Below are 18,846 nucleotides of genomic sequence, written 5' to 3'. Positions count from 1 at the left end.
CTCCTGAGATCGGCGCCCGAGACGTCGGGTGCCCCGACAGTCATTCCCCCACCACCCTCCAGGTGAACGGAGTATGAACAGTTGGTGAGGTGATTCATGACTGACGCCGTGGTGACCGATGTTCCGGATGTCAGTGCCGACTGGTACCACGACATCGTCGAGTTCGCCGACCGCACGCCGGAACCGGTCCACTGGTTCGCCGTGCACTTCACCGAGGGGGCGATCGTCCTGCTCGGGGTCCTGCTGGTGCTGGCCGCGCTGACCCGGCTGGTCGGCGGCGACCTCCGGGGCCGGGCGCTCGCCCTGGCCGCCCCCGTCGCGGTGGTCTGCGCGTACGCCTCCAGCGAGGGGTTGAAGACCCTGATCGCCGAGGACCGGCCCTGCCGCAGCCCCGCCGACCTGGTGATCGTGGCCGGGCACTGCCCGCCGGCCGGCGACTGGTCGTTTCCGAGCAACCACGCCACCATCGCGGGCGCGCTGGCCGCCGCCGCGCTGCTGCTGCACCGCCGGATCGGCCTGGTGGCCGTCCCGCTGGCCGTGCTGGCCGCGTTCTCCCGCACCTTCGTGGGCGTGCACTATCCGCACGACGTGGCCGCCGGCCTGCTGCTCGGCGTGCTGGTCGGCACCCTGCTCACCCCGATGCTGGCCCGCCCGGTCGCCGACGTCCTGCGCTGGCGGGTGCGCCGCGCCGCCACCCGTCCGGCCGTCCGACCCGCGCGGCGCTGATCCGCCCGCCGCCGCTCAGGTCGTCAGGACGAGGGTGAGGGCGGCGCCGAGGATGAGGAACGGGCCGAAGGGCAGGTGGCTGGACCAGCGGACCCGGCGGGCCGCCAGCAGCGCCAGGCCGGCCACCGCGGCAAGGGTGACCGCGAGCACCAGCCCCGCCACCAGCACCGGCCAGCCGTACCAGCCGAGCAGCGCGCCGGCGCCGAGCGCCAGCTTGGCGTCGCCGAGGCCGAACCCGCGCCGGCCGAGCAGCAGGGTGGTCGCCGCGAAGCCCGCGCCGAGGGCGAGCCCGGCCGCGGTGGCCCGCAGCCAGGGCGCCGGGCCGGGCCCGGCCAGCCCGGCCACCCCGAGCAGCACCCACGCCCCGGCCGCCGCCGGCCAGGTCAGCCGGTCCGGGAGCCGGTGCGTCGCCGCGTCGACCAGGGCCAGCGGCACCGCCCAGGCCAGCCACCAGGCGACCGCCGCCCGCGCGCCGGCCGGCCCGCCGGTCAACGCCACCGCGGCCACCGCCACGACCAGGGCGATCTCGACCACCATCGGCGCCGCGCCGACCCGCGTCCGGCAGGACGGGCAGCGGGCCGCCGGCCCGAGCGCCGGCAGCGGCCGGTCCAGGCCGATCGGCGCGCCGCAGCCGGCGCACCCCGCCCGGTCGGGCACCCCCGGGGGTACGGCGTAGCGGGCGACCGCCAGCCGCAACAGCGGCACGACCGCGAGAGCGGCCAGCAGCCGGACGACGGGACGGCGGGCGGGGGCCGTCGATGCGGCGGCCCGCACCCGTTCGGCGGTCACGCCGGCTCTCCCGGACGGTCGCACACCGTTCCACTCTGGAGCACGCAGAGTGAATTTCGCCCGATCGTCGTGTCACGGATGGCGCGGAAACCGGCACCCCGCCTGCGGCGGGCCGGGTCGGGGCGACCGGCCGCCGGCGACCGGTAGGCGGGGTCGGGGCCAGGGGGACGGATCGGACCAGAGGGACCGTTGCCCCCCAATCCGCCGCCCGACGACCCCCGCCCGGGACACCGGATGTCGCGTGCGGGTGAACGCACTCCTGCCGCCGGCCGACCCACCCGACAGCCGTTCGTCGTCGTCCGGACACCCACCGGCCGCCACCACCCGTCATCACTGAGAGTGTTCGAATGAATTGCCTCTGTTGCATCGGCGGACGTCAGCCTATGCTCGCCCCTTGGGTACGACGCAACCCCCGATCAATTGGCGTCGGAGGCCGACAGGAGACATCAGGTTTCGAATTCGTTAAAAATCAGTCCAGGTAAATGTAGCGGTAGCAGTCGCGGCCCGGCCGTACACATCCGGGCACGCTTCCGCATGCCCGGAGTGCGTTGACGCGACCACTTCGGGCCGCCACCGAGGAGGACCCGGCGTTGCGCACACGGCAATCCCGCCGATGGGAGATCTGCCTGCTCAGCATTGCCCTGCTTGCCCCGGCGGCCGGCTGCGGCACCGAGCCGGAGGGGGCGGCCCGCCCGCTGACCGGGCGCGCCGCGGCACCAGCCGCGCATTCCACCGTCGAGGAGGAATCAGCCGGAAAAGCCGCGCTCGCCGCCTATTCCGGCTATCTCGACGCGTCCCAGGCGGCCAGCGCGCGCAGCGATCCCGGTCATCCCGCACTGGCCCGATTCGTGGCGGATCCGCTGCTGACGCGGGTGCGGATGGCAATTCGTGACGCGAAGGAGCACGGCGCGATGCGTACCGGAAAACTCGTTTCCGATCCCACCGTGGTCTCGGTCGACCTCACCGCCGATCCGCCCACCGTGGAGATCCAGGACTGCCTGGACGCCACCGGCTACCGCCTCGTCTACGCCAAGGACCACCGGGTCGTCCCCGGCACCCGCGGCGGTCGCCACCTCGCCAGCGCCACCGCCACCCGCTACCCCGACGGCCGGTGGCTGATCAGCGCCGGCGCCGGACACCAGGACCAACCGTGTTGACCTGGGGAGGAAGGGGTGTCCCGGCCCGCCCGACCCGGGCCGGGACGCCCCGCCGGCTGCTGCTCACCGCCGGCCTGACACTGCTGCTGACGCTGACCGGCGCGCCGGCCCGCGCCGGCAACCCCGGCGGCGAGTGCCCGCCCGGGCAGAACGACTGCAACGTGTGGGACGACGAGCCGGGCACCCCGGGCGGGCCGGGCGGCGGTGGCGATCCCGGCGGTGGAGGCGGGGCCGGCGGCGGCGCCGCGAAGTGCCAGTGGAACGGCCGGGTCATCCCCTGCTACGACGACCTGCTCGGCTGGTTCAACAACGGCGACGGCTGCTACTACAAGCTGGCCGAGCCCCAGCCCACCGCCCCCGAGGGCAAGCAGTGGTACGTGCAGACCTGCAACGGCGGCGACCTGGGCGCGCAGACCGTCGTGCTGCGCGACGGGCCGCCGCCCGGCTACGGCGCGCCGCCCGACCCCGAGGAGCTGGCCCGCCGCGCGCTGGCCTCGATCTCGCTGCTGCCGCCCCGGGTCGCCGTTGCGCCCCGGCGCAGCAGGGGTCCCGGCCTGGTCGGGCTGCCGGTCTGGATGTGGGCCAGCGGCGGGGCGTCCTACTTCGGACCGCTGCGCGCCTCCGCCTCGGACCGCGGGCTGACCGTCCGGATCACCGCCCGGGTGACCCGGATCGTCTGGACCATGGGCGACGGCACCGAGGTCGCCTGCACCGGACCGGGCACCCCGTACACCGCGAACGGCCCCCGGGCCGGGCGGGCCTCCCCCGACTGCGGCTACGACCGCGGCTACGCCCGGGCCGGCACCTACCAGGTCAGCGCCACCACGTTCTGGACCGTCGAGTGGTTCGGCGGGGGCGAGCGCGGCGAGATCGCCCAGAGCCGGGTCAGCGGGACTGTTCCAGTGCAGATCAACGAACTTCAGGTGGTGACGCGGTGAGCGCGAGGAGCGTGACGCGATGAGTGTGGCGACCCGGAACGGGACTCCGTTGGACGCGCCGGTGGCGCCGCCCAAGGTGGTCCGGCAGCGGCGGATCCGCCCCGGCCTGCTCGGCCTGGCCGTGCTGCTGATCGCTCTCGGCGGGCTCGGCGCGGCCTTCGCGGTCACCTCGGTCCGCTCCACCGGCAGCTACCTCGCGGTGGCCCGGCCGGTCGAGGTCGGCCGGCAGCTCACCGCCGACGACCTGGTCCCGGTGCGGGTCTCCGGCGGTCGGGAACTGCAGCCGGTGCCGGCCGACCGGATCAAGGAGGTGCTGGGCCTGCGGGCCGCCGTCCGCCTCACCCCCGGCACGCTGCTGACCGCGGCCCAGCTCACCGAGGCGCCGCTGCTCGGCCCCGGGCAGCAGCAGCTCGCGCTGGGGCTGGAGCCGAGCCAGGTGCCCGCCCGCAAGCTGCACCCCGGCGACCGGGTGCTGCTGGTCAGCACCCCGGACACCAGCGCCGGCAGCACCGACGCGGCGCGCGCCGGAGGCACCCGGTTCGAGGCCACGGTTATCGACACCGCCACGCCGGAGAACGACGACGTGGTGGTCTACCTGGCGCTGGCCGTCCGGGACGTGCCGGCCGTGGTGGCGCTGGCCGCCGACGACCGGATCGCGCTCGTGCTCACCGAGGCGGCCTGATGGCGGTCATCGCCCTGGTCTCGGCGAAGGGCTCGCCGGGCGTCACCACGGCCGCGCTGGCCGCCGCCCTGAGCTGGCACCGGCGGCTGGTGCTGGCCGAGTGCGACCCGGCGGGCGGCTCGGTGCTCGCCGGCTACCTGGGCGGGGCGCTCGACGGCCCGCGCGGCCTCGGCGAGCTGGCCGTCGGGGAGCTACGGGACGGCAACCTGGAGAGCGCCTTCTGGTCGCAGCTCGTCGACCTGGACGCGCCGAAACGGGAGCGGCTGCTGCTGCCCGGCGTGGTGGACCCGGCCCAGGCGGGCAGCGTCACCCCGCTCTGGCAGCGCTTCGCCGACTTCTTCACCAGCCTGGAGCAGGGCGTCCCGCCGTACGACGTGCTGGTCGACTGTGGCCGGCTGCAGGTCGCCGGTCCACCGTGGCCGGTGCTGCGGGCCGCCGCGGTGGTGCTGCTGGTCACCCGGGCGCACCTGCCCGACCTGTCGGCCACCCGCGCCACGGTCAAGGCCATCGAGCGGGACTTCGTCGAGCACCGGATCCCCCCGGGCACCCTGCGCCTGCTCGTGGTCGGGGACGGGCACGGTGGCAGCGAGATCAGCAAGGCGCTGCGGCTGCCGGTGATCGCCCGGCTGCCGCACGACCCGCGTACCGCCGCGGTGCTCGGCCACGGCGGCACCGTACGCGCCAACCGGCCGCTGATGCGCGCGGCCGGCGCCCTGGAGGTGCCGGTCCGGGCGCTGCTGGACCGGCGGCGGGCCCGGCTGGCCTGGCCGGGAGCGCCGGCCCCGCGCGCGGTGACCGCGCCGAGCACGCCGGGGGTGTCCGGTGCGGTTTGAGCCCGTCTCCCACGACCCGCGCGGGCAACAGCCCGGCGCCACCTCCACGGTGCCGCCGCTGGTCCCGCCGAACGGGCGGCACCAGCTGCCCCCGCCGCCGGCCGTGCCGGTCGCGCCGCCGCCCTCGCCGCCCCGCCCCCGGGTCGACTTCGCGGTGGTCCGCGAGCTGCGCCGGGAACTCAGCGAACGGCTCACCCACTGGCAGCGCGGCCGGGAGTTCGACGCGGACGCGGAGGAGGTCGAGCGGGCCCGGCTGGCCGTCGCGGTGGTCTCCGCGTACGCGGACTCGGTGCGCCGGGCCGGCACGCCGATGGCCGCCGCCGAGGAGCGGCTGCTGCTCGACCAGGTGACCGCCGAGCTGGTCGGCCTGGGCCGGCTCCAGACGCTGCTGGTCGACGACACCATCGAGGAGGTGCACATCCTCGGCTGCGACCAGGTGCGCATCACCCGGCACGGCGGCGGCGTCGACTGGGCCGAACCGATCGCCGACAGCGACGACGAACTGGTGGAGATCCTCCAGGCGGCGGCCCGCCGGGCCGGGGCGACCGAGCGATCGCTCTCCACCTCGAAGCCGACGCTCGACCTGCAACTGCCCGACGGCAGCCGGCTCGCCGCGGTCTTCCTGGTCAGCCACCGCCCGTACGCGGTGATCCGCAAGCACAACACGCTCGCGGTGAGCCTGGAGGACATCGCCGGTGGCCGGCCCGACCTGGACGAGATGATCGATCCGCTGCTGCGCGACTTCCTCCGCGCCGCCATGCGGGCCGGGCTGAACGTCATGGTGGCCGGGCTGGCCGGCGCCGGGAAGACCACGGTCATCCGCGCGCTCATGGACGAGATCCCGGCCGACGAGCCGTACGTGTTGCTGGAGGAGAGCCGGGAGCTGCTGCCGGCCCGCCGCGGGCACAAGCACCGGGCCGTGATGAGCTTCGAGTCCCGGGAGGGGCACGGCGAGCGCGGGCTGGACGGCCGGCCGGCCGGTGAGGTCAGCATCGCCGACCTGATCCCGGTGTCGCTGCGGATGGGCGTGCTGCGGATCATCGTCGGCGAGGTGCGGTCCCGGGAAATCGTGCCGATGCTCCAGGCGATGACCACCAGCCGCGGCTCGATGTGCACCATCCACGCGCGTACCCCGGCCGGGGTGGGCGAGCGCATCGTCGAGCTGGCGCTCGCCCACGGCCGGGAGATGACAGTCGACCAGGCCCGCCGGATGGCCGGCAACGCGCTGGACCTGATCGTCTACGTCACGGTCGAGGACGAGACCGCGATCGGCGGCCGCAAGCACCGCTTCGTCTCGCACGTCGAGGAGGTCATCGGCGTCGGCGAGGGCAACCGGATCACCACCACCAGCGTCTTCGGCCCGGGGCCGGACGGCCGGGCCGTGCCCCGGCACCTCCCCGAGCGGATCCGCGACCAACTGCTGCGGGTCGGCTACGACGCCCGGCTGCTGACCCGGTTCATCGAGGCCGGCACGGGCGCCTGGCGGCGTCCCCGGCACACCCGGCTGGGCGGGCGGTGACCTCATGACGACGATCGAGCTGATCGCGCTGGTCTCCGGTGCGGCGTGTGTGGCCGGGCTGGTGCTGGCGGTGGTGGCGCTGGTCGGCACCCGCCGGCCGGCCGGGTCGACGCCGGGCGCCGGGCCGGGGCTGAGCCGGCTCTGGACCGGCTCCGGGGCCAGCCGCCGGGAGCAGCACCGCTACCAGTTGCTGCTCGGCGCGGCCGTGCTGGTCGGCGCGCTGGCCTTCCTGCTCACCGGGCTGCCGGTCGTGGGCCTGCTGGTGGCGCTGGCGGTGCCCGGGGTGCCGTGGCTCTTCGCGGTGGGCCGGGCCGAGCAGCGGGCCATCGCCCGGATCGAGGCCGTCGGCGAGTGGACCCGGCGACTCAAGGACATCTCCGGCACCGGGCAGGGCCTCCAGCAGGCCATCGTCGGCACCATCGCCACCGCGCCGGAGGAGATCCAGGACGAGGTACGCACCCTGGCGGCCCGCCTCCAGGCCGGCTGGCTGGCGAGGTCGGCCCTGCTCGCCTTCGCCGACGAGATCGCCGACCCGGTCTGCGACCAGGTGGTGGCTGCGCTGATCCTGCACCTCACCGATCGGGGCGAGCGCCTCGGCGACGTGCTCGGCTCGATCGCCACCGCCGCCTCGGCCGAGGTGGCCACCCGGCGGGAGGTCGAGGCGAAGCGGACGCAGCCCCGGTTCGCGGTCCGCTTCCTCACCGGGATGACCCTGGCCACGCTCGCGTACGGGCTGGTCAACAGCGACTACGTCCGGCCGTACGGGACGGTCTTCGGGCAGTTGGTGATGGCGGTGCTCGGGGCGGCCTTCGTCGGGCTGCTGGTCTGGGTGCGGTCGATGAGCCAGCCGCCGAGGCCGGCGCGCTTCCTGCCGGCGCCCGACCCGGAGCAGGCGATCGCGTGAGCGCGAGGAGTGAGCTTGCGAGCCCCGCAGTCGCGAACGAAAGGCGGGCGCGATGATGCTGAACTGGCAGTTGGCCGTCGCCGTGCTGGGCGGGGCGGCCGTCGGGCTGGGCCTGTTCCTGGTGGTCCGCGAGGCGCTGCCGGCCACCCCGGCGCTCGGCCCGGCGCTGCGCCGGCTGCACCAGCCGCCCGGCCAGGCCCCGGTGACCGGGAGCGGGCCGGACTGGCTCGGCGGCGTCTCCCGCTGGTTGCGCCCGCCGCACCGGCAGCTCGCCCTGCTCGACCGGACCCCCGAGCAGTACGCCCTGTCGGTGCTGCTCTCCGCGTTGGTCGGGTTCGCCACCCCGGCGGGCGCCTCGGCCGTGCTCTTCCTGGGCGGGGTGGCGCTGCCGCTGGTCGTACCGGTGCTCGGGAGCCTGGGCCTGGCCCTGGTCGCCGGCCTGCTGGCGCACCGCGCGGTGCTGACGAAGGCGGACGCCGCGCGGGACGAGTTCCGCCAGGCGGTCTGCACCTACCTCGACCTGGTGGCGTTGCAGCTCTCCGCGGCGCACGGCCCGGTGCAGTCGCTGGAGCGCGCGGCGGCCGTCTGCGACGGCTGGGTCTTCGACCGGATCCGGGAGGCGCTGCGCATCGCCCAGCTCCAGATGCACTCGCCCTGGGACGAACTCCAGGAGCTGGCCGACCGGATCGGCATCCCGGAGCTGGGCGACGTGGGGGCCATCATGCGCTCCGCCGGCAGCGAGGGCGCCCAGGTGCACGAGACCCTGCGCAGCCGCGCCGACTCGCTGCGCGACCAGATCCGCACCGACAACCTGGCCCGGGCCGAGGGGGTGACCAGCCGGCTGGACATCCCCGGCTCGCTGCTGGTCTTCGTCCTGCTCGGCTTCGCCGTCTATCCGTTCCTCGCCCGCCTGTAAACCCACCCGAGAAGGAGACCGACCATGCACCTCTACACCTACCTGTACGCCGCGGTGAGCAGCCGCCTGACCGAGCTGCGGCGGGACACCGAGCGGGGCGACAGCCCGGTGCCGACCGCGGTGATCATCTTCGGCCTGGTCGCGGTGGCCATGGCGGTCACCGGGCTCGCCCTGGCCAAGGCCAACGACTGGATGAACGCCATCCCGAACAACACGGCGCCGAAGGCCCCGTGATGCCCCGCCCCGCCCGTACGGACCGGAGCCGGCCGGCGGCCGCCGGCCGGCCCACCGGCCGGTGCGGCCCGGGGCGGATCACCACCGTCCTCCGGGGACGGCTCGCTGCGGGCGGGCCCGAGCGGGGGGCCAACCCCGTCGAGCTCGCGGTGGTGATGCCGGCGATCCTGGTGCTGCTCTTCGCCTCGATCCAGCTCGCCGCCTGGTTCGTCGCCCGGTCCACCGCCCTCAACGCGGCGCAGACCGGGGTGAACGCCCAGCGGGCGCTCCAGGCCCCGCCGGACGCGGGCCGGGACCGGGCCACCACCTTCCTGCGCGCCACCGGGGACTGGCTGGTCGACTGGCAGAATCCCGGCCCCACCTGCACGGCGACCGCCACCGAGGTCACCTGCACGGTCCGCGGACGGTCCCTGTCGGTGATCCCGGGCGTGCACTTCGCGGTCTCGCAGAGCGCGCACGGCCCGGTCGAGCGCTGGACGACGGGGTGAGGCGGATGGCGCGGGACCGGGGTTCCGTCTCGATCGAGGTGGCGGTGCTCGCCCCCGCCTTCATCGGGTTGATGGTGCTGGCCGGGGTGGCCGGCCGGACGGCCGTCGCCGACGAGGCGGTGGAGTCGGCCGCGCACGACGCGGCCCGCGCCGCCTCGATCGCCCGGGACGCGCGGACCGGCCGGACCGCCGCCACCGACGCGGCCCGGCGCCAGCTCGACTGGTCGGGGCTGCGCTGCACCGCCCCGCCGGCGTTGACCTTCCGCGGCTCGGTGGGGGACGCCCGGACCAGCTTCGCGGCCGCGTACCGCAGTGCTCCCGGGGTGGCGGCGACGGTCACGGTCACGGTGACCTGCACGGTCTCCTTCGCCGACCTGCGCGCGCCGGGGCTGCCCGGGGTGCCGGGCGGCAAGACGGTCTCGGCAAGCTTCACCTCACCGCTGGACACCTACCGGAGCCGCCGGTGACCGGGCGACGCGCGTCGGAGAGCGGCCGGGTGAGCCTGTTCCTGGCCGTGGCGATGACCGGCGTGCTCGCGATCATCAGCCTGGCGTACGACGGCGCCGGGCAGCTCCGCTCGTTGCAGCGCGCGGACAACCTGGCTGCCGAGGCGGCCCGCAGCGGCGGCCAGATGATCGACCGGGCCAGCGCCATCGAGGGCGGCCCGAAGCAGATCGACGAGGTGGCCGCCCGGAAGGCCGTCGCGAACTACCTGAGCGCCGCCGGCGGGGTCAGCGACCACGACGTCAGCTTCCCGGTGGTCGCCGGCGAGCGGCAGATCCAGGTACGCGTCCGCATCACCTACCGCCGGGACCTGCTCGGTCTCTTCGGCTTCCAGCACACCGCCACCGTCACCGGTGAGGCCACCGCGCGGGCGCTCACCGGTGCCCCGTAGGAAGGGAAGGCAGCCATGGGTGCACCGCAACGCTCGACCGGCCGACGGACCGGCCAGGTCCTCACCGGGCTCGGCGCCCTCGTCGTGCTCTGCGCGCTGCTGGCCGGTGGGCCGATCGCCCTCCTGGCCTTCGCCGGCAACCCCCTCCCCGACCACCTGCCCACCCTGGCCGAGGTGGGTACGGCGTTGACCAGCCGCGACGACGGGCAGCTCTTCCTGCGGGCGCTGGCCGTGGTGGGCTGGTTCGGCTGGGCCACGTTTGCCTTCTCCGTACTGGTGGAACTGCTCGCGGCGGCGCTGCGCCGGCCGGCGCCCCGGCTGCCCGGGATGGGCCGCCAGCAGCGGGCCGCGGCCGCGCTGGTCGGCTCGGTGGCGCTGATCCTGGCGGCCAGCCCGGCCGCGGCGAGCGCCGCCACCCTGGCCGCGCCGCACCCGGTCGCCGTCGCGCCGGCGGTGGTCACAACGCCGGCCGGTCCCGCCGTCGCCGCCCCGCCGGTCCGGGCCGCCTCGGTGACCACGAACCCGGCGGTGTACCGGGTGGCGAAGGGCGACTACCTGGGCGAGGTGGCCGACCGCTACCTGGACGACTTCGACCGCTACCGCGAGGTGGCCCGGTTGAACCGGCTCGCCGACCCGGACCGGATCCGCCCGGGGCAGCTGCTCAGGCTGCCCGAGGGTGCGGTGGACGCGGGCGCCCGCCGGCACGCCACCGGGCGCCTGGTGGTCACCCCGGCCAGCCCGTCCCGGCCGGCTCCCGACCCGGCGGCGACGCCGGGCGGCGGCGCGTCCTCGGCGACGCCGAAGGGCAAGCCCTCCCCGCACCCGACCGGACGGGACACCACGCCCACGGTGGAGGCGCCGGCGGGGCAGCAGCCGGCGATGTCGACGGGTGCCTCCCGGGCCACCCCCGAGGACGGGATCAACCGCCCGCTGGCCATCTCGGCGGTGCTGGCGGTGGCGAGCATCGTGGGCGCCCAGATCGGCGCGGTCCTCGGCCTGCGCCGCCGCCCGGCATCCCGGCCCGGCGTCCGGGCCCTCGTGACGGGCCGCCACCGCCGGGACTGACGCGGGCGATCTTGGAGGGAAACGGCCCCCGGAGGGGCCGATTCCGTCCAAGATCCAGCCCAGTCAGGGGAGGCGGGCCTCCAGGCGGCCGTTGACCACGCGGGTGGGGAGGATCACCTGGTCGTTGCCGGACGGTCCGTGGACGACCTCGCCGCCGTTGAGGCGGAAGGTGCTGCCGTGCCAGGGGCAGACCACGCAGGCGTGGCCATCGATCTCCTGCACGTCGCCCTCGCCGAGCGGGCCGCTCTGGTGCGGGCAGCGCTCCAGCATCACGGTGACGTCGTCGCCGTGCCGGTAGAGGATCACCGAGACGTCGTCGATCTCCCGGGTGAGCAGCTGCCGCTGCGGCAGGCTCGACATGTCGCCGAGCGGGTGCCAGCCCTCGCTGACCAGGTGCAGCTCGGAGATGCTCTGACTGACCTGCGCACCCTGCTTGTACGCGAGGTGCCCACCCAGGTACGCCCCGGCGCTCGCCGCCGACAGCCCCAGGTAGGCCAGCGCCCGGCCCATGTTGTGCCGCCCGTTCAGCCGGGCCGCCAGCGAGCTGGCGTAGAGGGTGACGCCGATGGTGTTCGCGGCGGCGTGCACGAGGCCGATCCGGCGCTGGTCGCGGGAGAGGGCGGCCCAGTCGTTGAGCCCGGCCACCGCCGCGGGCAGCGCGCTGGCCGTACCGATCCCGACCAGCGCGGTCGCCGCCCGGCGCTGGCCGGGCATCAGGTCCACGATGGCGGCCGACATCCACGCGCCGACCGGCACCTGCACCAGCGCCGGGTGCAGCGGATGGCCCAGCCAGACGCCGTGCAGGAAGTCCCGGACCCGCTGGGGGCGCAGGGCGCCCTGGACCACTCGCTGCAACCGGTCACCGATCCGGTCGAGCCGTGCATTCTGTTCGATCTTTGTCAATAGTTCGCGCACGTTGTCCGACTTCCCGGCGGGATGGGTCCCAAACCGGGCGGCGACGACGGATCACCCCATCGGGTGGCTCCCGTCCGCCCGCCAGTGGTCGGTGTGCACGGCGGCGGCCAGGGGTCGGGGCGTACGCCAGCCGTGCCGGACCAGGTCGGGGACGGTCTGGAGGTGGCTGACCGGGCCGAGGCAGAGCCAGGCCACCGGGCGGATGCCGGGCGGGATGCCGAGCAGGTCGGCCAGGAACGGCTCCCGGTAGAAGGAGACCCAGCCGACGCCGAGCCCCTCGGCCGTGGCGGCCAGCCAGAGGTTCTGGATGGCCAGGCACACGGAGTAGAGGCCGGCATCGGCGATGGCGTGCCGGCCGAGCACCGCCGGCCCACCCCGCTCCGGGTCGTACGTGACCACGACCGACAGCGTCGACTCCAGCACTCCGTCGATCTTGATGCGGGCGAACCGCTCGGCCGCCGCGCCGTCCAGCGTGGCGGCGAAGGTGTCCCGCTCGACCTGGACGTGCGCGTGGAACCGGCGCCGGGTCTCCGGGTCGCGGACCAGGACGAAGTCCCAGGGCTGCGAGTTGCCGACGCTCGGCGCGGCGTGCGCGGCGGTGAGGATCCGCTCCAGGGCGTCGTCCGGCACCGGCTCCCCGGTGAACTCGGCGCGTACGTCGCGGCGGCGGTGGATGACGTCATACAGGTCCACAGGCAGGCTCCCGCTGCATTCGGCCCACGCTGCCGTGGGCGACTGAACGCGAGGCCGGTCTTCGGACTCCCGGATCGACGCCTGACCGTCCGCCTTCCCGGCCGTACGGCCAGTGGCTGCGCGTGACGCGCGTGGACGGGGACTCCCCGGTCACCGCGGCGGGCCCGTGCCGGATTCGCACCGGCTTCCCGATTCTCCCCGCGCACGCGGGGCACCTCACATGATCGTTGCCGCCGCCGATGCTATCGGGGTCGAACCGTCCGGGTGAGGGCGGCGCGGGGCCGAGGTCAGGCGGGTGGGGCGAGCTCGCGCAGCACCTGGTTGAGCCGGTCGATGCGGGACTCGGCCTCGGCGCGCAGCCGCTCGGCGAGCACGTTCCAGTCCTGAGTGGTCGGCGCCTGCCCCGGCGGCAGCGCCGCGAGTGCCCGGCCCACCTCGGCCAGGGTGAGGCCGACCCGCTGGCACGCCTCGATCATCGCCAGGCGGCACATCACGTCGCCGTGGTAGCGGCGCTGATTACCGGCCGTGCGGTCGCTGCTGAGGAGACCCTGCGCCTCGTAGAACCGGATCGCCGACGCGGAGACGCCGCTGCGCTGCGCGACCTGACCGATCGTCAGACCCGGCTCGTGCCAGTCGAAGGACGTGTCGTGCTTCACGCCCCCGAGTATGCCCACCGGGAGTTGACCTCAACAATTGTTGAGGTTCTACGGTCGGCTCCATCGAGTCCACGAAGATTCCCTGGAGGAGACGATGATCCTGGTGACAGGCGCGACGGGCAACGTCGGGCGGCGCGTGGTCGAGCGACTGGTTGCCGCGGGTCACGGCGTACGCGCCGTGACCCGCGACCCGAGCCGCGCGAGTCTGCCGGCGGGTGTGGAGGCGGTGGCCGCCGACCTGGCCGACCCGGAGACGATGCGCCCGCACCTGGACGGTGTCCGGGCCGTGTTCCTGATCTGGCCATTCGTCGATCCGACCACGACGGCGCAGCTCGCTCCGCGCGTCGCCGCCGTGCTCGCCGGCGCCGGGTCGCCCCGGGTCGTGTACGTGTCCGCCGCCTCCGCCGCGGCCGACCCGGGCTCGTTCTGGGCCGTGGTGGAACGCGCCGTCGTCGCGTCCGGCCTCCCCTGGACGATGCTGCGTCCCACCGGAATCGCCACGAACACGCTGGCCTGGGCCGAGTCGATCCGCGCCGAGGGCGTGGTGCGCTGGCCGTACGGCACGGCGGCCCGTTCGATGGTCCACGAGGACGACATCGCGGCCGTGGCGGTCGAGGCGCTGACCACCGACCGGCACGACCAGCGGACCTACGTGCTCAGCGGCCCGCAGACGGTCACGCAGGCCGAGCAGGTGCGGATCATCGGTGCGGCGATCGGCCGCGACCTGCGCTGGCAGGATGTGCCCGCCGAGCACGTACGCCCCATGCTGGCCGAGGCGATGGGCAGCGCCGCGTTCGCGGATGCGGCGCTGACCGGCTGGGCCGCCATGGCGAAGACTCCGGAGCAGGTGACCGGAGACGTGGCGGCGGTACTGGGCCGGCCCGCTCGGACGTTCGCCCGCTGGGCCGCCGACCACGCGGCCGACTTCGCCTGAGGGCGGGAGGTGTGGCGCGGCGGGCGCCGTCGAGGGCATGCTGAGCCGATGGGGGTACGCGTCGAGCACGCCGGTCCGGTGACCACGGTGATCCTGGACCGGCCGGAGGCCCGCAACGCCGTCGACGGCCCGACCGCCCGGGCTCTGGCCGACGCGTTCCGCGCCTTCGAGGCCGACCCGGACGCGGCGGTCGCCGTGCTCTGGGGCGCGGGCGGCACGTTCTGCGCCGGCGCCGACCTCAAGGCCATCGGGACCCCGCGCGGCAACCGCGTCGAGCCGGAGGGCGACGGCCCGATGGGCCCGACCCGGATGCGCCTGTCCAAGCCGGTGCTGGCCGCGATCTCCGGGTACGCCGTGGCCGGCGGCCTGGAGCTGGCGCTCTGGTGCGACCTGCGGGTCGCCGAGTCCGACGCGACGCTGGGGGTGTTCTGCCGGCGCTGGGGCGTGCCGCTGATCGACGGCGGGACGGTGCGGCTGCCCCGGCTGATCGGCGAGAGCCGGGCCATGGACCTGATCCTCACCGGCCGCCCGGTCCCCGCCGACGAGGCGTACGCGATGGGTCTGGTGAACCGGCTGGTCGCGCCGGGTGCGGCCCGGGCGGAGGCCGAGCGGCTGGCCGCCGAGATCGCCCGGCACCCGCAGACCTGCCTGCGCAACGACCGGGCCGCGGTGCTGGCGGGCGCCGGCCTGCCCGAGCCGGAGGCGCTGGCCAGCGAGCTCGCCTTCGGGATGGAGTCCCTGGTCACCGACGCCGGGAAGGGCGCGGCCCGGTTCACGGCCGGCGCCGGCCGGCACGGCGCGCCGGCCGACTGACGGGCTACTTCAGGTTGCGCAGGGCGTCCTCGATGGCACGGTGGAAGGTCGGGTACGCGTAGATCATGTGCCGGAGCTGGCTGACGGGCACGGCCGCGTGCACCGCCACGACCAGCGCGGAGAGCACCTCGCCGCCGGCCGGGCCGACCGAGGTGGCGCCGATCAGCACGCCCTGGTCGGCGTCGGCGACCAGCTTGATGAACCCCGCGTTGCCCGCCTTGTGGATCCACCCGCGGGCGGACGAGGTCAGGTCGGTGTAGCCGACCTGGACGTTGATGCCGCGATCGCGGGCCTGCCGCTCGGTGAGGCCGACCGCGCCCACCTCGGGGTCGGTGAAGGTGACCCGGGGCAGCGCCCGGTAGTCGGCGACCGGCACGCTGCCCGGCGCCACGGTCGACCCGCCCGAGCTCATGGCCCCGCCGACCGCGCTGACCACGCCGGCCGCGCCGCCGACCACGCTGGCGGTGCCGCTGGCGTCCGGCCCGCCCTTCATATGCCGCATGTGGTCGAGCACGTCGGCGACGACGATGCCAGCCTGGTACATGGCGATGTGGGTGAACGCGCCCTCGCCGGTGAGGTCGCCGACCGCCCAGATCCCGTCGGCGGCGTGCATTCGCTCGTTGACCGGCAGGTAGCGCTGCGTGCAGTCGATGCCGACCGAGTCCAGGCCCAGCTCCGCCAGGTGCGCCTTGCGGCCGGTCACCACGAGCAGCTTCTCGCCGCTGAACGCGACGCCGTCGGCGTGGACGGTGAAGGCACTGCCGTCGTGGCTGACCCGCCCGGCCCTGACCCCGTTGTGGATCTCGACCCCGTCGGCCCGCAGTGCCTCGGCGGCGATCTCGGACGCCTCGGGCTCCTCGAGGGCGAGCACCCGGTCGGCCGCCTCGACCACGGTCACCCGGACGCCGAACCGGGCGAAGACCTGGGCCAGCTCCAGCCCGATCGCGCCGCCACCCAGCACCAGCAGCGACCCGGGCAGCTCCTCGACCTCGATGGCCTGGTGGTTGGTCCAGTACGGAGTGTCGGCCAGCCCGTCGATCGGCGGGACCGAGGGGCGGGTGCCGGTGCCGAGGACGACCCCGTACCGGGCCTCGAACACCTGGTCGCCGACGCGGACCCGGTTCGGGCCGTCGAGCCGGCCGCTGCCCCGGACGAACCGGCCGCCCTTGCCGGTGAACCGGTCGACCGCGACCTTGTCGTCCCAGGTGTCGGTGGCCTCCTCGCGGATCCGCCGGGCGACCGGCGCCCAGTCGGGGCGCACCTCGGCGCGCCCGGCGAGCTCGTTGACCCGGTGCGCCTCGGCGAGGGCGTTGGCCGCCCGGATCATCATCTTGCTCGGGATGCAGCCCCAGTAGGGACACTCTCCGCCGACCAGGTCCCGCTCGATCCCGACCACGGTGAGGCCGGCCTCGGCGAGCCGCCCGGCCACCTCCTCGCCGCCGACCCCGAGCCCGACCACGACCACGTCCACCAGTTCCGGCTCCGCCATCCCGCCAGCATTCCGCACCGCCGGGTCGTCGGCCACCGCGTCGGGCCGGAATTCGCGCGCCCGTAATCGTCCCGACCGCCTACCGTGGCCGGATGCAGGCACGCTTCGCCCCGGTCCGGGACTGCTTCCACGACCTCTTCACCACCGGCCGGGAGACCGGCGCGGCGCTGGCCGGCTGGTACGACGGCGCGCCGGTGGTCGATCTGGTCGGCGGCACCCGCGCGGCCGTCCCGCCCAGCGCGACCGTGCCGGCCGTCGGGGCGGAGCCGCCGTGGCGGGCGGACACGCTGGTCAACGTCTACTCGGTGGGCAAGCCGGTGGCCGCGCTCTGTCTCCTGCTGCTGGTCGACCGGGGCCGCGTCGACCTCGACGCGCCGGTGTCGGCGTACTGGCCGGAGTTCCGCGCCCCGGCCACCGTGCGGCAGGTGCTCGACCACACCGCCGGGCTGCCGGCATTCCCGGTGCCCCGGCCCGCCGCCGCGATCCCCGACTGGGGGCTGCTCTGCGCCGACCTGGCCGCCGCCGAGCCGGAGTGGGTGCCGGGCAGCGTCGCGGGCGAGCACGCCTGGACGTACGGGCACCTGGTCGGCGAGCTGGTCCGCCGGGTGGACGGGCGGCCGGTGGGGCGGTTCCTGGCCGAGGAGATCGCCGGGCCGTGGCGCCTCGACCTGGCCTTCGGGCTGGACGCGGCGGACCAGCGGCGCTGCGCCGACGTGTCGTACGCCGACCCGGACTGGGCGGTCCGGATGCTGGGCGAGCCGGGGTCGCTGCGCGCCCGGGCGGTGGGGAACCCTTCCGGCGGGCTGGACCCGGCGGTGGTGAACAGCCCGCTATGGCGCGGCGCCGAGTTCCCGGCGGTGAACCTGCACGCCACCGCGTCCGCCCTGGCCCGCCTCTACGCGGGCCTGCTCGCCGGCGGCACCCTCGACTGGGTACGCCGGTTCAGCCCCGAGCTGGTCGCCGAGGCGACCCGGGCGCAGTACGACGGGCCGGACCTGGTGCTGGACCGGCGGGCGTGCTGGACGTTGGGCATGCAGTGGGAGCCGGACGGGAGCTGGGGCATGGGCGGGATCGGCGGCAGCAGCGCCTGGGCCGACCCGGAGCGCGGCTACGCCTTCGCCTACGCGACGGCCCGGCTGGCCGACCACGACCGGGTGGAGGAGCTGGTGGAGGCGCTGCACTCCTGCCTCTGACGGGAGGCAGACCGATCACCGTGCGTTCGCTCACGCCACCAGGGCCGGGCGGACGGCCGGGCCCGGGATCCGCACCGGCGCGCCGGCCGGGGTGAGCAGCGCCTGCGTGGCCACCGCCATCCGCCGCCGCCGGGGTACGCAGGCCCGCCGGGTGAAGACGTCGAAGCCCTGGGCCGCCACCTCGTCGAGGATCCCGCCGTAGAGCGCGAACGCGGTGCGCATGCAGGCCTGCGAGGCGGGGGCGAGCAGCGGGATGCCCGGCGCGGCGGCCGCGTAGTGGGCCTGTGCACGGGTCACCTCGTACTCGATCAGCTCGCGGAGCCGCGGGGTGGCGCGGCCGGCGGCCCGGGCGGCGAGCAGGTCCTCCCGGGTGACGCCGAAGGTGGCCAGGTCCTCGTCGGGCAGGTAGGTCCGCCCCCGGTCCAGGTCCTCGGCCACGTCCCGGATGAAGTTGGTGAGCTGGAAGGCGAAGCCGAGCTGGCGGGCCGGCTCCCGGGCGGCGGCCGGGTCGGAGCTGCCCAGGATCGGCAGCATCATGGTGCCGATGACCGCGGCCGAGCCCTCCATGTAGTCGAGCAGGTCGTCGTAGGTCGGGTACGAGCTGACGGTCAGGTCCATCGCCATGCTGCACAGAAACGACGCGAAGTCGCCGCGGTCCAGGTCGAAGACGGCGATGGTGTGCAGCACGGCGGGGAGCAGCGGGTCGTCGACAGTTGCGCCGTGCAGGCCGGCGACGAAGCGGGCGGACCACTCCTCCAGCCGGGCGGCCCGCTCGGCCGGCGACAGTTCCTCGGTGCGGTCGACGATCTCGTCGGCGTAGCGGGTGAAGCCGTACAGGGCGTGCACGTGCCGTCGTTTCCAGGCGGGCAGCAACCGGGTGGCGAGATAGTAGGTACGGCCGTGACGCCGGTGCAGCTCGCGGCAGCGCTCGTAGGCAGCGGCAAGTCCCGTGTCCACCGGCCCTCCTCAGATTCGACGCATCAATCGACGCAACTCGTAACCTTAGG

At 75.2% G+C, this 18,846-nt stretch carries 22 protein-coding genes and 1 riboswitch; of the genes, 16 read left to right on the top strand and 6 right to left on the bottom strand.

All coding sequences use genetic code 11. The features are described 5' to 3' along the window. The first annotated feature begins 96 nt into the window (after window positions 1–96). Window positions 97–726 carry a phosphatase PAP2 family protein gene (locus tag ABZV78_RS00635; RefSeq protein ID WP_355634642.1) on the top strand — a complete coding sequence of 210 codons (630 nt, stop codon included), beginning with the start codon at window positions 97–99 and terminating at the stop codon, window positions 724–726. A 15-nt stretch (window positions 727–741) separates the two neighbouring features. Here ABZV78_RS00635 and ABZV78_RS00630 read toward each other — a convergent pair whose 3' ends face one another. Beyond that, window positions 742–1,515, bottom strand: a complete 774-nt coding sequence (locus ABZV78_RS00630) for an A24 family peptidase (protein ID WP_355634641.1) — start codon at window positions 1,513–1,515, stop codon at window positions 742–744. Between the two features lie 590 nt (window positions 1,516–2,105). Here ABZV78_RS00630 and ABZV78_RS00625 point away from each other — a divergent pair. The 12 genes from ABZV78_RS00625 (at window position 2,106) to ABZV78_RS00570 (ending at window position 11,146) form a co-directional block, all read left to right on the top strand. Continuing rightward, a complete protein-coding gene (locus ABZV78_RS00625; RefSeq protein WP_355634640.1) occupies window positions 2,106–2,672 on the top strand; it encodes a hypothetical protein in 567 nt (188 codons plus the stop codon). Between the two features lie 74 nt (window positions 2,673–2,746). Then, on the top strand, window positions 2,747–3,610 hold the full coding sequence (locus ABZV78_RS00620; protein WP_355634686.1) for a hypothetical protein: 864 nt from the start codon (window positions 2,747–2,749) through the stop codon (window positions 3,608–3,610). Between the two features lie 19 nt (window positions 3,611–3,629). Continuing rightward, window positions 3,630–4,292 (top strand): SAF domain-containing protein, encoded by a 663-nt coding sequence (locus ABZV78_RS00615; RefSeq protein ID WP_355634639.1) that lies wholly within the window; start codon window positions 3,630–3,632, stop codon window positions 4,290–4,292. Then, window positions 4,292–5,125 (top strand): ParA family protein, encoded by an 834-nt coding sequence (locus tag ABZV78_RS00610; RefSeq protein WP_355634638.1) that lies wholly within the window; start codon window positions 4,292–4,294, stop codon window positions 5,123–5,125. The genes ABZV78_RS00615 and ABZV78_RS00610 overlap by 1 nt, the downstream gene beginning before the upstream one ends. After that, window positions 5,115–6,644: an ATPase, T2SS/T4P/T4SS family gene (locus ABZV78_RS00605; protein ID WP_355634637.1), complete on the top strand. Its 1,530-nt coding sequence runs from the start codon at window positions 5,115–5,117 to the stop codon at window positions 6,642–6,644. The genes ABZV78_RS00610 and ABZV78_RS00605 overlap by 11 nt, the downstream gene beginning before the upstream one ends. Window positions 6,645–6,648: 4 nt before the next feature. Beyond that, window positions 6,649–7,548: a type II secretion system F family protein gene (locus ABZV78_RS00600; RefSeq protein ID WP_355634636.1), complete on the top strand. Its 900-nt coding sequence runs from the start codon at window positions 6,649–6,651 to the stop codon at window positions 7,546–7,548. 55 nt (window positions 7,549–7,603) lie between these two features. Continuing rightward, on the top strand, window positions 7,604–8,464 hold the full coding sequence (locus ABZV78_RS00595) for a type II secretion system F family protein (RefSeq protein ID WP_355634685.1): 861 nt from the start codon (window positions 7,604–7,606) through the stop codon (window positions 8,462–8,464). A gap of 24 nt (window positions 8,465–8,488) precedes the next feature. Beyond that, window positions 8,489–8,698 (top strand): hypothetical protein, encoded by a 210-nt coding sequence (locus tag ABZV78_RS00590; RefSeq protein ID WP_355634635.1) that lies wholly within the window; start codon window positions 8,489–8,491, stop codon window positions 8,696–8,698. Continuing rightward, on the top strand, window positions 8,698–9,186 hold the full coding sequence (locus ABZV78_RS00585; RefSeq protein ID WP_355634634.1) for a TadE family protein: 489 nt from the start codon (window positions 8,698–8,700) through the stop codon (window positions 9,184–9,186). Before ABZV78_RS00590 ends, ABZV78_RS00585 begins: the two co-directional genes overlap by 1 nt. A 5-nt stretch (window positions 9,187–9,191) precedes the next feature. Next, on the top strand, window positions 9,192–9,653 hold the full coding sequence (locus tag ABZV78_RS00580; protein ID WP_355634633.1) for a TadE/TadG family type IV pilus assembly protein: 462 nt from the start codon (window positions 9,192–9,194) through the stop codon (window positions 9,651–9,653). Between the two features lie 53 nt (window positions 9,654–9,706). Next, window positions 9,707–10,081, top strand: coding sequence for a hypothetical protein (locus ABZV78_RS00575; RefSeq protein WP_355634684.1), 375 nt, complete (start codon window positions 9,707–9,709; stop codon window positions 10,079–10,081). Between the two features lie 15 nt (window positions 10,082–10,096). Beyond that, a complete protein-coding gene (locus ABZV78_RS00570; RefSeq protein WP_355634632.1) occupies window positions 10,097–11,146 on the top strand; it encodes a LysM domain-containing protein in 1,050 nt (349 codons plus the stop codon). Between the two features lie 63 nt (window positions 11,147–11,209). Here the strand turns inward: ABZV78_RS00570 and ABZV78_RS00565 are convergent, their stop codons facing one another. The 3 genes from ABZV78_RS00565 to soxR all read right to left on the bottom strand — a co-directional run bounded on the left by ABZV78_RS00565 (window position 11,210) and on the right by soxR (window position 13,410). Beyond that, window positions 11,210–12,061, bottom strand: a complete 852-nt coding sequence (locus ABZV78_RS00565; protein WP_355634631.1) for a Rieske 2Fe-2S domain-containing protein — start codon at window positions 12,059–12,061, stop codon at window positions 11,210–11,212. Window positions 12,062–12,112: 51 nt separating this feature from the next. Beyond that, window positions 12,113–12,754: a 5,6-dimethylbenzimidazole synthase gene (gene bluB / locus ABZV78_RS00560; protein WP_355634630.1), complete on the bottom strand. Its 642-nt coding sequence runs from the start codon at window positions 12,752–12,754 to the stop codon at window positions 12,113–12,115. Window positions 12,755–12,788: 34 nt separating this feature from the next. After that, a riboswitch (cobalamin riboswitch) is annotated at window positions 12,789–12,988 on the bottom strand. A gap of 53 nt (window positions 12,989–13,041) precedes the next feature. After that, window positions 13,042–13,410 carry a redox-sensitive transcriptional activator SoxR gene (gene soxR, locus ABZV78_RS00555; protein WP_355634629.1) on the bottom strand — a complete coding sequence of 123 codons (369 nt, stop codon included), beginning with the start codon at window positions 13,408–13,410 and terminating at the stop codon, window positions 13,042–13,044. A 94-nt stretch (window positions 13,411–13,504) separates the two neighbouring features. Between soxR and ABZV78_RS00550 the strand changes: the two genes are divergently transcribed. Both ABZV78_RS00550 and ABZV78_RS00545 read left to right on the top strand, forming a co-directional pair. Further along, window positions 13,505–14,344 (top strand): NAD(P)H-binding protein, encoded by an 840-nt coding sequence (locus tag ABZV78_RS00550; RefSeq protein ID WP_355634628.1) that lies wholly within the window; start codon window positions 13,505–13,507, stop codon window positions 14,342–14,344. A gap of 48 nt (window positions 14,345–14,392) precedes the next feature. Next, the gene (locus ABZV78_RS00545; RefSeq protein WP_355634627.1) at window positions 14,393–15,157 is read left to right on the top strand and encodes a crotonase/enoyl-CoA hydratase family protein; all 765 of its coding nucleotides are present in this window, start codon (window positions 14,393–14,395) and stop codon (window positions 15,155–15,157) included. Between the two features lie 4 nt (window positions 15,158–15,161). On the opposite strand, the gene ABZV78_RS00540 is transcribed toward ABZV78_RS00545, so the two are convergent. Continuing rightward, window positions 15,162–16,646, bottom strand: a complete 1,485-nt coding sequence (locus tag ABZV78_RS00540) for an NAD(P)/FAD-dependent oxidoreductase (RefSeq protein ID WP_355634626.1) — start codon at window positions 16,644–16,646, stop codon at window positions 15,162–15,164. Between the two features lie 92 nt (window positions 16,647–16,738). On the opposite strand from ABZV78_RS00540, the gene ABZV78_RS00535 reads away from it, so the two are divergent. After that, the gene (locus ABZV78_RS00535) at window positions 16,739–17,839 is read left to right on the top strand and encodes a serine hydrolase domain-containing protein (protein ID WP_355634625.1); all 1,101 of its coding nucleotides are present in this window, start codon (window positions 16,739–16,741) and stop codon (window positions 17,837–17,839) included. A gap of 30 nt (window positions 17,840–17,869) precedes the next feature. On the opposite strand, the gene ABZV78_RS00530 is transcribed toward ABZV78_RS00535, so the two are convergent. Then, entirely contained in the window at window positions 17,870–18,796 is a 927-nt protein-coding gene (locus ABZV78_RS00530) for a phytoene/squalene synthase family protein (RefSeq protein ID WP_355634624.1), read from the bottom strand. Window positions 18,797–18,846 lie beyond the last annotated feature (50 nt).

It is taken from the genome of Micromonospora sp. NPDC004540 (assembly GCF_040610095.1).
GTDB lineage: Bacteria > Actinomycetota > Actinomycetes > Mycobacteriales > Micromonosporaceae > Micromonospora.
Note: the sequence above shows the minus strand (reverse complement) of the source record. Positions and strands in the feature narration are given on the sequence as shown.

Coding starts and splice junctions, on each gene's coding strand:
- ABZV78_RS00550 (WP_355634628.1), top strand. CDS start 13,505: ATGATCCTGGTGACAGGCGCGACGGGCAACGTCGGGCGGCGCGTGGTC.
- ABZV78_RS00615 (WP_355634639.1), top strand. CDS start 3,630: ATGAGTGTGGCGACCCGGAACGGGACTCCGTTGGACGCGCCGGTGGCG.
- ABZV78_RS00610 (WP_355634638.1), top strand. CDS start 4,292: ATGGCGGTCATCGCCCTGGTCTCGGCGAAGGGCTCGCCGGGCGTCACC.
- ABZV78_RS00535 (WP_355634625.1), top strand. CDS start 16,739: ATGCAGGCACGCTTCGCCCCGGTCCGGGACTGCTTCCACGACCTCTTC.
- ABZV78_RS00600 (WP_355634636.1), top strand. CDS start 6,649: ATGACGACGATCGAGCTGATCGCGCTGGTCTCCGGTGCGGCGTGTGTG.
- ABZV78_RS00590 (WP_355634635.1), top strand. CDS start 8,489: ATGCACCTCTACACCTACCTGTACGCCGCGGTGAGCAGCCGCCTGACC.
- ABZV78_RS00595 (WP_355634685.1), top strand. CDS start 7,604: ATGCTGAACTGGCAGTTGGCCGTCGCCGTGCTGGGCGGGGCGGCCGTC.
- ABZV78_RS00635 (WP_355634642.1), top strand. CDS start 97: ATGACTGACGCCGTGGTGACCGATGTTCCGGATGTCAGTGCCGACTGG.
- ABZV78_RS00545 (WP_355634627.1), top strand. CDS start 14,393: ATGGGGGTACGCGTCGAGCACGCCGGTCCGGTGACCACGGTGATCCTG.
- ABZV78_RS00585 (WP_355634634.1), top strand. CDS start 8,698: ATGCCCCGCCCCGCCCGTACGGACCGGAGCCGGCCGGCGGCCGCCGGC.
- ABZV78_RS00540 (WP_355634626.1), bottom strand. CDS start 16,646: ATGGCGGAGCCGGAACTGGTGGACGTGGTCGTGGTCGGGCTCGGGGTC.
- ABZV78_RS00570 (WP_355634632.1), top strand. CDS start 10,097: ATGGGTGCACCGCAACGCTCGACCGGCCGACGGACCGGCCAGGTCCTC.
- ABZV78_RS00580 (WP_355634633.1), top strand. CDS start 9,192: ATGGCGCGGGACCGGGGTTCCGTCTCGATCGAGGTGGCGGTGCTCGCC.
- ABZV78_RS00575 (WP_355634684.1), top strand. CDS start 9,707: ATGACCGGCGTGCTCGCGATCATCAGCCTGGCGTACGACGGCGCCGGG.